General features: G+C 68.1%; 10 protein-coding genes and 2 pseudogenes. 9 read left to right on the top strand and 3 right to left on the bottom strand.

Features of this window, described 5'->3' with window-relative positions:
* Positions 1–45 precede the first annotated feature (45 nt).
* From IPN47_10310 to IPN47_10295, 4 genes and pseudogenes are all read left to right on the top strand, one after another.
* The gene (locus tag IPN47_10310; GenBank protein ID MBK9408424.1) at positions 46–312 is read left to right on the top strand and encodes a transposase; all 267 of its coding nucleotides are present in this window, start codon (positions 46–48) and stop codon (positions 310–312) included.
* Positions 309–524: a hypothetical protein gene (locus tag IPN47_10305; GenBank protein ID MBK9408423.1), complete on the top strand. Its 216-nt coding sequence runs from the start codon at positions 309–311 to the stop codon at positions 522–524. The genes IPN47_10310 and IPN47_10305 overlap by 4 nt, the downstream gene beginning before the upstream one ends.
* A 29-nt stretch (positions 525–553) precedes the next feature.
* The gene (locus IPN47_10300) at positions 554–1,327 is read left to right on the top strand and encodes a transposase family protein (protein MBK9408422.1); all 774 of its coding nucleotides are present in this window, start codon (positions 554–556) and stop codon (positions 1,325–1,327) included.
* Positions 1,218–2,553: pseudogene (locus IPN47_10295) on the top strand (NAD-dependent epimerase). The gene IPN47_10300 and the pseudogene IPN47_10295 overlap by 110 nt, the downstream one beginning before the upstream one ends.
* A 61-nt stretch (positions 2,554–2,614) precedes the next feature.
* On the opposite strand, the gene cysC reads toward IPN47_10295, so the two are convergent.
* The 3 genes and pseudogenes from cysC to sat all read right to left on the bottom strand — a co-directional run bounded on the left by cysC (position 2,615) and on the right by sat (position 7,418).
* Positions 2,615–3,967, bottom strand: a complete 1,353-nt coding sequence (gene cysC, locus IPN47_10290; protein ID MBK9408421.1) for an adenylyl-sulfate kinase — start codon at positions 3,965–3,967, stop codon at positions 2,615–2,617.
* Between the two features lie 841 nt (positions 3,968–4,808).
* Positions 4,809–5,669, bottom strand: a complete 861-nt coding sequence (locus IPN47_10285; GenBank protein MBK9408420.1) for a PHP domain-containing protein — start codon at positions 5,667–5,669, stop codon at positions 4,809–4,811.
* A pseudogene (gene sat, locus IPN47_10280) lies at positions 5,663–7,418 on the bottom strand (sulfate adenylyltransferase). Before sat ends, IPN47_10285 begins: the two are co-directional and overlap by 7 nt.
* A 969-nt stretch (positions 7,419–8,387) precedes the next feature.
* On the opposite strand from sat, the gene IPN47_10275 reads away from it, so the two are divergent.
* From IPN47_10275 to IPN47_10255, 5 genes are all read left to right on the top strand, one after another.
* Complete coding sequence (locus tag IPN47_10275) at positions 8,388–9,017, top strand: sulfatase-like hydrolase/transferase (protein ID MBK9408419.1); 630 nt, start codon at positions 8,388–8,390, stop codon at positions 9,015–9,017.
* A gap of 204 nt (positions 9,018–9,221) precedes the next feature.
* The gene (locus tag IPN47_10270; GenBank protein MBK9408418.1) at positions 9,222–9,551 is read left to right on the top strand and encodes a hypothetical protein; all 330 of its coding nucleotides are present in this window, start codon (positions 9,222–9,224) and stop codon (positions 9,549–9,551) included.
* 2,314 nt (positions 9,552–11,865) lie between these two features.
* Positions 11,866–12,120: a hypothetical protein gene (locus tag IPN47_10265; protein ID MBK9408417.1), complete on the top strand. Its 255-nt coding sequence runs from the start codon at positions 11,866–11,868 to the stop codon at positions 12,118–12,120.
* Between the two features lie 79 nt (positions 12,121–12,199).
* The gene (locus IPN47_10260; protein ID MBK9408416.1) at positions 12,200–12,391 is read left to right on the top strand and encodes a hypothetical protein; all 192 of its coding nucleotides are present in this window, start codon (positions 12,200–12,202) and stop codon (positions 12,389–12,391) included.
* 46 nt (positions 12,392–12,437) lie between these two features.
* Positions 12,438–12,764, top strand: a complete 327-nt coding sequence (locus IPN47_10255) for a hypothetical protein (protein MBK9408415.1) — start codon at positions 12,438–12,440, stop codon at positions 12,762–12,764.
* Positions 12,765–12,952: the final 188 nt, after the last annotated feature.

The raw sequence follows: 12,952 nt of genomic DNA, 5'->3' as shown, positions 1-12,952 counted from the left end.
AGTCGGGCCTCCCACCGCCGTTCGTAGGAGCGGCCAGGAGCCCTGATGAAGACCTCGCGATTCACCACCGAACAGATCGTCGCCATCCTGCAGGAGCACGCCGCCGGCGCCTCGCCGGCGGACCTGATCCGGCGTCATGGCATTTCGCGCCGGACCTTCTACCACTGGAAGAAGCGCTACGGCGATCTCCAGGTGAACGAAGCCAATCGCCTGAAAGCGCTGGGAGAGGAGAATCGCCGCCTCAAACGCCGCGTCGCCGATCAGGCGCTCAATCTCCAGATCCTGAAGGACGTCCTGGGAAACGGACGATGACCACGGCGGTGCGCCGCGCCGTGGTCCAGCAGGTGCGAGGGGGCTATTCCGTCACTGAACGGGCGGCGTGTCGGATGCTCGGCCTCGAGCGCACGGCGCTGCGCTACGTGCCGAAGCGCCCGCGGAGCGACGCCGCCCTGCGCGACAAGCTCCGCGAGCTCGCATCCACGTATGCGCGCTGGGGTGTGCCGCGCCTGCACTGGAAGCTGTAACGCGAGGGTGGCAGGTGAACTACTAGCGCGTGGAACGCCTGTATCGCCTCGAAGGACTGGCGGTGCGACGGCGCGGCCGGCAACGGCTCGCGGTGCCGCGCGTACCGCGTCCGGCGGCCGAGGTGCCCAACGACACCTGGGGCATCGACTTCGTGCGTGACCAACTCGCATCGGGGTGTCGCATCCGCTGCGGCACGCTGGTCGGTGCGTGCACCCGCGAGAGCCTCATGATCACCGTCCACCACAGCCTGCCGAGCGTGGCCGTGATCGCGGCGCTCGACGCGGTGATCGCGACGCGCGGGCAGCCGGTGCGACTCTCCCTCGACAACGGCAGCGAGTTCCGCAGTCGGGCCTTTGATGCGTGGGCGGCGGATCGGGGCATCACCGTCGCCTTCATCCAGCCAGGCAAGCCGATCCAGAACGCGCACATCGAATCCTACAACGGGCGCTTCCGCGACGAGTGCCTAGACCAACACTACTTCCTCTCCCTGGCGGACGCGTGTTTCCACATCGAACGCTGGCGCCGGGCCTACAACGACGAACGCCCCAACGAGGCCTGCCACCCCTTAACCCCTAGCGAGTACGCGCGTACGTTCCAAACCTCACACCAGGTCCGACGGTCTACCCAACAGTGGAGAATGGGCGGGGGGACCCTCAAGGACCGGTCGGTGTGGGCGGGGCGAGGGCAAGGAGATGCAGCTCGCGCCGGCCGGCCGCCTCTCGCACCAGGCGGAACGGTCACGCGAGCGCGCCGTGCCCGGTCGAGGACCACGGAACGAAGTGCGAGAACCACAGGACGGTGATATCGTGACGAAAAGCCGCAGGGAGCCCTCGACGCCCGATTTCGGGGGGCGAGGGACGGCTGCGTGCGGAGCGAAAGATGGGCCGTCCGGCGCGGGGACGGGACCCGGGCGACACGGCGGCATTGATTGTGAAACGTCCCGTTGTGCGCGGGCGTCCACCAAGGGTTGGGCGCAACGGCTGCAGTCCAGCAGGCTTCCTCCATCAAACGCAGTGAAGACCATTCTCGTCACCGGCGCGGCCGGCTTCATCGGATTCCACCTGGCGCAGCGCCTTCTCCAGCGCGGCGACCGGGTCATCGGCCTCGACAATCTCAACGAGTACTACGACCCCACGCTCAAGCATGCGCGCCTGGCGGAGCTCGAGCGCGAGCCCGGTTTCGGCTTTCATCGCCTCGACCTCGCAGATGACGACGGAATACGCCAGCTCTTCACGAGCTACCGGTTCGACGCCGTCGCGCACCTGGCGGCGCAGGCCGGGGTGCGGTACTCGCTCGAGAACCCGCATGCGTATGTGAAGAGCAACATCCACGGGTTCCTGAACATCCTCGGAGGGGTGCCGGCACCATACGGTTCCGCATCTCGTCTATGCGTCGACCAGCTCGGTGTACGGCGCCAACACCGGCATGCCGTTCTCGGTGCACGGCGGCGCCGCGCCCCCCCCCACGATCTACGCCGCCACCAAGCGAGCCGACGAGCTCATGGCGCACTCGTACGCGTCGCTGTTCGGCGTCCCGTGCACCGGGCTTCGCTTCTTCACGGTCTACGGACCGTACGGGCGACCGGACATGGCGCTCTTCATCTTCCTCAAGGCGATGCTGGCCGGAGAGACGATCCCGGTCTTCAACAACGGGGAGATGCAGCGCGACTTCACCTTCGTCGACGACATCGTCGAGGGCTTCGTGCGCGCCATCGACCATCCCGCGACGCCCAATGCCGCGTGGGACGGCAATCATCCCGACCCGGCCACGTCGTCGGCCCCCTACCGGTTGTACAACATCGGGAACCAGTCGCCGGTGCGTCTCATGGACATGATCCGCGTCCTCGAGAAGCACTCCGGCATGACCGCCAGGCTGCAGATGCTCCCCATGCAGCCCGGGGACGTCCCGGCCACCTACGCCGACGCCTCCGACCTGCAGCGCGACCTGGGCTTCACCCCGAAGACGACGATCGACGAAGGGGTGCGGCGCTTCGTGGAGTGGTACCGCCGCTACTACAACATCGCGTGAGCGACGCCGGGGCGGGGCGGTCCGTCGCCACGACGGACTCCCGCCCCGTCAGCTGCATTGCTCAGAAATGGCCCTGGCTCGAGAGCTTGCGCAGGAGTTCCTCTTCCTTGGTGAGCTGCGGACGGGCCGAGTCGCGCGGGATCACCCCCACGAGTTCGAGCGTGCTGAGCACCTTCCACGCGCCGTCCTCGACTGAGTCGTGGTCGGCGTGGATGTGCACCTCGGGGGCGAGCGGCGGCTCGTACGGCGCGTTGATCCCAGTGAACTCCTCGATCTCGCCCCGCCGTGCCTTGGCGTACATCCCGTCGGGATCGCGTCGTTCGGCGACCTCCACCGGGCACTCGACGTAGACCTCGATGAAGCGCGTCGTGTTGCGGCGCACCTCGTCGCGCGTGGCGCGATACGGGGAGACGGCCGCGCAGATGGCGATCACGCCATTGCGGGCGAGCAGCTTGGCCACGTAGCCAATCCGCCTAACGTTCTCCTCGCGGTCGGCACGCGAGAAGCCAAGGCCGCGCGACAGGCTCTCGCGCACCTCGGAACCGTCCAGGAGCTCGGTGGCGAAGCCGCGCTCGAGCAGCTGACGGTACACCTCGTGCGCGATTGTCGACTTCCCCGACGAGGGGAGGCCGGTGAACCAGACGACCGCGCCGGAGTTCTGCTTCATACCAGTCCGATGATGGGCCACCAGAGCCACGCCACGAGCAGGACGATGGCAATCGACGCGATCGTCATGATCCCGCCCGCCTTGACGACATCCATCATGCGAAGATAGCCGCTGGCGAAGACGATCGTATTGGGGGCTGAGCTGAACGGGAGCGCGAAGTCGAGCCCCGCCCCGATCGAAACCGCGAGCGTGAGTGCGACCGGTGACGCCCCCAGGGTGTTCCCCAGGCTGAAGGCCAGCGGGAGCATGACCGCGACGGCGGCCGCGTTGCTCATGAACTCGGAGAGGATCAGCGAGCCCACGAGCACGGCGGCGATGGCGAAGAAGGGGGAAAAGGCGACCCCGCCCACCAGTCGTTCGACGAGCCAGCGCGCCGCACCGGTCTTGTCGATGACGACACCAAGCGCGATGGCGCCGCCGTACATCAGCACGATGTTCCAGTAGATCCGCTTCTCCGCCTCGTCCCACGACATGGCCCGCGTCGCGAACAACGCGACGGCACCGAGGAGCGAGATGACGGCGAGGTCGAGCCGGTCGCCGAGCAGGACCCACGACAGGATCGTGAGTCCGGCGATGATCGCGACGTTCCACTGGCGCGCCTGCATGGGGCCCAGCTGTTTGACCGTCGTCTCCAGCATCGCCCGGGCAGAGACGAAGCTCACGTCTTCCTTGGGGAAGCACCACCGCAGGATGAGCGGTGCGACCGCGACGCCCAGCACGACCATCGGGAGCGACGCGATGACCCATGTCCCGAAGGTGATCGTGCGGCCGTAGGACTCATTGAGCATCCCCAGCGCGAGGGCGGCGCGCGTGCTTCCGAGGAACGAGGCGTTGGAACCCACCATGGCCCCCCACGCCAACGACAGGAAGAGCGTCTTGGCGTAGTTGCTGTGCAGCGGGCGCAGGCGCAGCGCCTGCGCCACCTCGACGGCGATGGGGAAGAGCATCGCCGAAGTCGCCTGGTTCGGCATCCACATCGTCCCGAAGGCGGCCGCGAGCATCATCCCGGTGGCGAAGGCGTAGGGCGACCGCTCGAAGTGCCGCAGGAAGAGGAGCGCCGAGCGCTTGCTCAGGCCACTGTCGACGAGCGCGCCGCCGATGATGAAGACGCCGACAAGGAAGAAGACCGCCGAGTTGCCAAAGGCGGCAAAGGCGTCGCTCGACTTCATGGCGCCGGTGGCGCCGAGCAGGGCGATGGCGAGGAGCCCGGTCACGCCGAACGGGACGGCGTTCGTGATCCAGAGCGTGGTGCAGAGCAGGAAGACCGCGCAGGCGGTCTTGCCCTGGATCGTTAGGCCGGCCGGTGCGGGGACGAAGTAGATCCAGAGCGAGGCGGCGAGCCCGATCGCCAGGATGGCGCGCTGCCCGATGACCTCCCACGACGGTCCCGCCTTTGGCTCAGGGGGCGGTTCCGGCGGGAGCGGGCGCCGTTCCTCTGGCCAGCGAAAGCCCGCTGGCCGGGGGGACGTCTTGTCGCCAGGTGCAGCGCTCGAGGGCTCGAGGGAGAAAGCGCCCATGCCGGGGAGTGGGAAGAAGGCGCACGGCGCCGAGAGGATCGACGCCGTGCAGCAGAAAGACGGTGCGCGCGCTACGTGCGCAACGACGTCCCGCGCTGGGCGATCGAGGCCTTGAGACGCTCGACGTACGAGTAGTGAAGCTTAATGCGCCCCATCAGGCGTCCCTCGTTCACGTCGCCGTGATCGTCGGATCCGCCCGTCACGAGCAGACCGTGTCGCTCGGCGAGCGCCGAGAAGTGCGCCGTCTGCTCCGCATCGTGCTGCGGATAGAAGACCTCGATGCCATCCAGTCCCCACCCCACGAACTGGGCGACTTCGGCATCGGTGAGCCTGGTGCGCCCCGGATGAGCGGCGACGGCCACGCCGCCAGCCGCATGGATCGCGCGGATCGCCTGCTCGGGGGAGACCTTCACGCGCTGCACGTAGCAGCGCCCGCCGTCGAGGATGAGGTCTGGGGTGAAGGCCGACTTCACGTCCGGGACGATCCCGGCCTCGACCATCGCCTTGGCCACGTGCGGCCGCCCGATGTTCTCGGTGCCGCCGGCAATCTCGACCACGCGGTCGAAGGAGACCGCGTAGCCGAATTCGTTGAGCTTCTGCACCATCCCCCACGCCCGGGCGAACCGTCCGTCGCGCAGCGAATGGAGCATGTGAGAGAACGGGGCATCGTCGAGGGCGATCCCGAAGCCCAGCATGTCCACCTGCCGCTCGGTGTCATCGAGCGTGGAGATCTCGCATGCGGGGATGACTTCGATCCCTACCGTCGATGCCGCCGCCATCGCCTCGGCCACGCCACCCAAGGTGTCGTGGTCGGTGAGGGCGATGGCGGTAAAGCCCAGCTGGTGGGCCCGACGTACCACCTCCGACGGAGCATCGGACCCGTCGGAGGCGGTGGAATGCAACTGCAGGTCGGCAAATCGGTCGCTCAGCATGACTCCTGGGCCGACTTGTACGCCTCGATGAGGATGCGCGCGAGTTCGGGACGCGTAAACTCCGGCGGCGGCAGTTCGCCCGCCGTGAGCATCTCACGCACCTTGGTCCCCGAGAGGATCACGTGGTGCGTCTTGTCGTGCGGGCAGGTGCGCGTGGAGGCCATGTTGCCGCACGTGGCGCAGTAGAACGTGTGCTCGAACTTGAAGGGCGTGATGCCGAGTTCGTGCGCCGGGAACTTGTCGATCAGGACCTGCGCGTCGTAGGAGCCGTAGTAGTTCCCCACGCCGGCGTGGTCGCGCCCGACGATGAAGTGCGTGCACCCGTAGTTCTTGCGGGCAATGGCATGCCAGAGCGCCTCGCGCGGGCCGGCATAGCGCATGGCCGCCGGGAAGACCGACATCATCGCCCGGTTCTTCGGGTAGTAATGCTCCAGGATGGCCTCGTACGTCTTCATGCGCGTGTCGGCCGGGACGTCGTCCGACTTGGTCGCCCCAACGAGCGGGTGCAGGAGGAGGCCGTCGACGATCTCCATCGCGACCTTCTGCAGGTACTCGTGCGCCCGGTGCACCGGGTTGCGCGTCTGGAAGCCGACCACCGACTTCCACCCCATCTCGTCGAAGCGCGTGCGCGTCTCGAGAGGCGTGAGGCGGTACTCGTTGAACTGTTCGTGCACCGGGCGGTTGATGACCTGCACCGGGCCGCCGAGCAGCACGTCGCCCTGCGCCATGAGGCGGGCCACGCCGGGGTGCGCGGTCTCGGTGGTGCCGAAGCACTGCTGCGCTTCGCGCGCCTTGTCATACTCGAAGATGTCGGTGACCTGCATGATCCCCATCAGCTGGCCGTTGGGATCACGCAGGGCGATCTCCTCGCCGACCTTGATCGTCGCGGCCTGCTCCTTCGTGACCGCCTTGGTCACCGGGAGCGCCCACACGAGTCCGTCCGACAGGCGCATCGAATCGACCACGGTGTCGTAGTCGGCCTTGCGCATGAAGCCGACGAGCGGCGACAGCGCGCCGACGCCGATCATCTCCAGGTCGCTGGCCTCACGATCGTCGAGGTCGAAGTGCTTCAGCTCCTTGGCGTGCTCGATGGCCTGCAGGCGCTTCTCGCCCGTGAGCTCGCGGTCCACGAGGGTGCCGCCGTGAGGCGCAATCGGCCCCGGGACGCGCTTCCCCTGCTCGACACGCTTGGCCGCCTCGGCGCGGTCAGCCGCAATGCCGCCGGTGAGGTAGCCCTTTTCCTCGAGGACGCGCATCACCTTGAGCGCGCTCTCTTCGATCGATTCCTTGTCCGTGTCGAGGATGAGTTCCGGGTTGGCCGGCTCCTCGTACGGGTCGTTGACCCCCGTGAAGCCCTGGATCTCCCCCGCCATCGCCTTCTTGTACATCCCCTTCACGTCGCGCCCGACGAGGACGTCGAGCGGGGTGCGGACGAACACCTCGATGAAGTCGCCGATTTCCCTTGCGCGCGTTGTCGCGCATGCGGGCATACGGCGAGATGAAGCACGACAGGACGACGACGCCGTTGCGCGTGAGGACCTGCGAGACGAAGGTGACGCGTTCGATGTTCTTGTCGCGATCCTCCTTGGAGAAGCCGAGATCACGGCAGAGGCTCTGGCGCACCACGTCGCCGTCGAGGCGCTCCGACAAGATGTGGCGCTCCTGCAACATTTCGTGAACGCGGCGCGCCACGGTGGTCTTTCCGGAACCCGAGAGACCTGTGAACCAGACGGTGACTCCTCTGCTCATTGCATTACCTGTATAAGGGTGGAAATCGGGGAATCGTCTTCGTAGCGGGCTTGCCAGCGGATTCGATGGTAAGAATCGGGCCCGCGGGATCGTGTCTCGCAGACAGACTGTTGGCCCCGCCCGGCGGAACATTGCGCCGGGCGCGCCCAAGGTCGTCATGGTAGTCCTGATCTTGCAATACCATCGCCGTCAGGAATGCCCGCCCCATCCAGCCCCCCGGCGCACCGTCGGGGGGTGGGTATCTGAGGGGTGGGGTCGCTTCAAAGCCTCCACTGGAGATCTCTCGCGTGTATATCGGCCCCGATTCACTCATGCCGATCGCCTCGGTCTTTGCGGCGATCGCCGGTTTCTTCCTGATGTTTTGGCGGCGTGTGGTTGGGGCGATGCGCTTCATGCTGTCCAAGTTCTCCAAGAAGTCGTAGCCTCCCCCGCCCGACGTGCCCTCGCGTTCGTGGGTCGCCCCCGCGCGGGGGCTGCAGCACATCCATTCGATCTTCCGATGACCCCCGCCACTGACGCGGGGCGATCGCCGCTGCGGATCGTCCGGGTCGCCGGACTCGCGGCCGTCTTCGCCGGGGCAGGGCACGTGCTCGTGATGGGGGCAAAGAGCCTCCTTCTGGGGCAGTTCATCTGGTCCAGCCGCGACGTGGTCTGGATGGCACCGGTCGGATACCTCCTGGTCTTCGGCGCCCTAGCCGTCCCGCTCGCGCTCCTCGCCGCCCTTCGCCCACGTTACGGGTCCCGCAGGCGGCGGTCGTCTTCCTGTACGCGACGGCCGCGGCCTTCTCTCGGTCGCCCTCCTGTTCCCGCGCATCCACCCGATCGCCTCGCTTCTGGTGGCCCATCGGAATCGGCGTACGGTCGGCCCAGTCCGCACTCGATGCGGGAAGCGGCGGGCCACGGCTCGCCCGGAGCGCTGGCGGGACCGTCGCTGCGCTGCTGGCGCTCACCGCGGTCGGCATGCGTGGCATGCGTGCCTGGCGCGACGACGCGGCCTGGCGCGCGCTTCCCGCTTCGGCGGACGGGGCGCCCAACGTCCTGTACATCATCCTCGACACGGTCCGGGCGCGGAATCTCAGCCTGTACGGCTACGCGCGTCCCACGTCGCCCAACATGGCGAGGCTGGCCGCCGAGGGGGTCACCTTCGACTACGCCTTCGCCACCACCTCGTGGACGCTCCCGTCGCACGGATCGCTCATGACCGGGGTCGACGCCAAGGAGCCTCCTCCGCCGCCTGGTTCGTCCCGCTCGGCGACTCCAACCCCGTGCTCGCCGAGCGCATGGCGGCTCGCGGCCATCGCACCGGGGGTTCGTCGCGAATCAGCGTCTACACGGCCTGGGAGTCAGGAGCTGGGCGCGCGGCTTCCATACGTACGAGGACGCTCTCGTCTCGCTCAAGCAGGTCCTCCTCAGCACGTCGCTGCGCAGACGGAGCTGGCGTCGGAGCTGAGCGCGGCGCGTCGGTGGTCGGGGCGCATGGCGGCACTGCGTCCTTCCCAGCCTGCAGGTGCACCCGGCGTCCTGGCAGCGATCGCAAGCCGGCAGAACGCGTGGTGGACGAGTTCCTCGCGGAAGGGCTCGCGAGCAATCGACCGCTAACCTTCGCCCTCCCCAACCTGCCGATCCGCACGAGCCCTACGAACCGCCGGGGCGCTTTCAACACAGCGGTTCGGTGAAGGAAAGTCGCCGGAGGACCTGTACGACGGTTCCTCGCCTATCTCGACCAGGGGCTCGGCCGGTTGGCCGACACGCTGCGCGCACGCGAACGCTCGATCGCACGATCGTCGTGATCGTTGGCTCCCATTGCAAGAGCACCTGGGCGATCACGGCATCTGGGGACACAGCAACAGCCTGTACGGGCAGCCCCTTCGCGTCCCGTTGATCATTCGATTTCCCGGGCAGGGTCCCGGGCAGGTGCGCGTGCAGCGGCTGGCAACGCTGCGCGACCTTCCCGTCACGCTCCTGTCGCTCGCCGGTATGCGGCGGCCCGTCGCCCCTGGCGTGTCGCTCACCGGGCGTGGCAGCGTTCCGACTTCCGCGGGAGCGACATCCCTCGCCGAGTTGCGCGTGGCGGGACGCCGCAAGATCCCGCCGACAGTCGCGCTTTTGGCGACCTGCATCGGCCGTCCGTGACTCGTTACACTGATCGGGAAACGGTGACGGGTCGGAGGGGTCTATGACGTGGTGCGCGATGGAGAGGAGCGCACGAACCTCTCGGCCAATCGTGCAGCTGGCGATTCGGTGGTGACCTGGTTGCGCTCGCGCCTCCCCGCGACCGAAGGAAGCATTGACGCTCGGTTCCGCGGCGGCACCCCGGTGGCCGCGGCGGGTCGGATCGTCAGTCGCGCTGTGCAGGGGAGCCAGGCGCTGATCGCGCGGAGGTCGTAAGTGCGGGATGTCGTTCGCGGGCGACGCACGCTCGCCGACCAGGGCCACGCGGGCACCCGGCGGCGCGGGCGGCTCCGACGTCGACGCGTCAGGGCGGTCACGACATAGAGCGCCGCGTCGAGCCGCACCCGCAGGCGTTCGGTGACGTGTCGCAGCCCGGTGGGGTTCGGCTTGAGCACACCGATCTCCCGGCTGCTGCGCCCAGCAATCGCATCGAAGGCGAGGTCGACGCCGGCAGCCCTCGGAACGCCAACATCGGGGATAGTCGGAGAGCAGGGCGGTGCGCAGCCCCTGCCGACGAATCGCGGCGAGCGCTTGCCCAGACCGGGGCGGGCCGCCGAGACGCACGGCGGAGAGCGGGGGGCGCGTTCGAACCAGTCCGCGACCACCGCGCACGGTCTCCAGGCCTTCCCCGAGCGCTCTGCCGCCAGCCGCAACTGTTCCTCCGCGAGTGACAACGACTGGCGTCCTCGCAATGCCTCGTGGGGCATGCCGATAGTGCCGGAGGATGGCAATCGCATGCATCGCCTCGAAGCGGGCGCCGGACGGCGCGATACGAGCAGCGGAGAAACGCCAACCGCATGCGTCGCGTTCGTACAGGGTGCCGTCGAGTGTCGAAGATGACGCGGCGGCCAGCGGCGTCACTTTGGAGGCCAGGAGCGAGCGAGGATGAAGCAGGCCCCTGTGAGCCACGACACGCGGTCGCGGAGCGCGAAGGCGACCGGGTCGTCGTGCCGGCATCGCGCAGGTAAAGATCCAGACGCGGGCCTGCCAGTAGATCAGGAGCGGGAGGCCGGAGCAGAGGGGGCGTCGGGGCGCGCACAGGGAGCAGGGAGTAAGCGTCCTCGCTGGTGACGCTAAAGCACCAGACGAGCGCGTGAGTCGCCATGGTGGCTGCCGAACCCCAAACTCAGGAGTGTTCTGGTCCACCGGGCGATAGGCCCGTCCCGGCAGGCTCTGGTTCCATCGACGCCGGCGGCGCACCTCGCCAACCCCTCGCGCACGCGCTTGGACGAGCGCCAGCGAGAAGAAGAGGAGGAAGATCGAGAAGGCGAGGAACCAGCGGCCTCAAATCGCACGTCGGCGATCACGGCACCGCCCACCACGCCACCGTGTAGAGGCAGGCCGCACCAGGACGTCGACGAGCACCTTCTTGAGCCAGGCCGAGTAGGCGCTGGTCAGGACGGCGTACGCCATCAGCGTGTAGAGGAAGAGCGGCGAGACTCACCAGGCGAGCGCCAGCGCGGTCGACGCACACAGGATCGCGACGATGGGCCGCCTGCTGCAGCGAGACCTTGCCCGAGGCGATCGGGCGATGCCGCTTGGGGGGGTAGTCGGTCCGACTCCGCGTCCAGCCAGTCGTTGGCGATGTAGACCGGCAGGGCCATCAGCGACATCGCCGCGAAGCGCGGCCCCGGTGCGCGGGGAACGACGGGGTGAGCGCGACGTGTCCTGCGCCGGCGGAGTACCAGCGGAGATTCTTCTGCCCGCTGGTGCGGCCGGGCATCTTGAAGCACAGGAATCGTCATCCGATTGCGCGGGGGCGTGCTGGTGCGAGGACGAGGGGAGGTGCGATCGAGGGGCGATCGAGGCGCGAGCAGGGGCGCGCGCGTCGATCGCCTCTTGGTGCAGATGTGCGGGGCGTGCCACGCGACGCCATCCCTGACGAAACGCGTCGAGCGGTCATGCGTCACGTGAAGGCCGGCCAGTCGGACTGGCTTTGGTGTGACCCGCGCCGACCGGACCTACCGACAGCGACGCAGTGGGTGGGGGTGGCATATTTCATTTTTGTTAGCGGCCGCGACCGATGCGGCAATTTCCCCCTCGAAAGATCCCCTGTCGCAGCCGCGTCCTCCAGCGCGCATGAACCAACGCTCCGATGGCGCGGCGCCCTCGCTCGGCTGGATCGCACTTGCGCTCGCCGGCCAGCTCTCGATCCTGCTCCTGGCGCGCGGGGCGCACCATTGAAACTATCAGCGCGCGCTTCGTCCCGCTCGGCGCCTCGTCAGCGCTGGAATGGGGGCGCGGCCGGGCTCGCCTCGTGGTACGGGCGTTGGTCGTGCTGCGGGCCCTCGCGGGGCGGTGGGACGCTGCAGGACATGGGCGCGCGCTCACCGGGCTGGCGACTCCCCCGCGGTCGTGGAGTGCGGTGGTGCTCACGAGCGCCACGCTGTCGCGCCAGCCGGTCGTGTATGCGCTCGAACTGGTGCTCAATGGAGCTGCCCCAGCTCATACGGCTGGCGACGGTCGCGTTGGCGGTGGCGGCGTGGCCTTCGCACTGAAGGCCTTTGGCTCCTGGCGTCGGGCCGCATAGCAAAGCGATGCGGCGACGGATCCGGCCCCGGGCGGTATCGATCGATTCGCGCTGGTCACGGCGGTTGGTGGCCTCGGCCGTGGCGCTGCTGCTGACGATGATCGTCTACGAGCGGCATCCGCACATCCCGGATGAGGTGGCCTACCTCGTCGAGGCGCGCTATCTGGCGCAGAACGCTCGCCCTGCCGGCCCCACCCGTCCCCGAGGCCTTCAGCCTCGACCTCATGACAACTGGACGACCGGGGTGGTACTCGATAAACCGCCAGGGTAGCCAGGCCATGCTCGCCATCAGGGTGCGGCTGGGCGCGGAGTGGTTAGTGAGCCCCGCTGCTCGCGGGGCGAACATCCTGCTGGCGTATGTCGTCCTGAAGGCGCTCTTCCCGTTGCGCACGGCCCGCCTCGTGGTCTTGCTGCTGGCGGCGTCGCCATGGTCGCAGTTCGCTGGCCCAGCCCAGGCTGATGTCGCACACCTTCACGCTCACCTGCATGTGTTGCTTGCGTCCGCCGGGTCGCGCGCCTGCACGCTTCAGCGGCACGCTCGCCACGGGGGGGGTAATGACGGCACGGCGCTCGGGATGATGAGCCTCATCCGCCCGCTCGACGCCGCGATCGTCGCCGGGCTCTACTCGGCCTCTGGTCGTTAGGCGCCCGGTGGCGCGGGCTCCCGCTCGTTCCTTCGGCGGTGATGACCGTGTCGGCGGCGGCCATCAGAGACCCCTCAACCTCGTGTACAACCGCGCGCTTACCGGCGACATGCGCAAGTTCCCGGTGATGCTCTACTTCGACCGGCTGTTCGGGAAGGGGGAGCAACGGCCTTGGCTTCGGCGCCAAT

The sequence above is a fragment of the Gemmatimonadota bacterium genome, from assembly GCA_016719105.1.
Lineage (GTDB): Bacteria > Gemmatimonadota > Gemmatimonadetes > Gemmatimonadales > Gemmatimonadaceae > SCN-70-22.
This window is presented reverse-complemented; position numbering and strand designations above follow the sequence as displayed.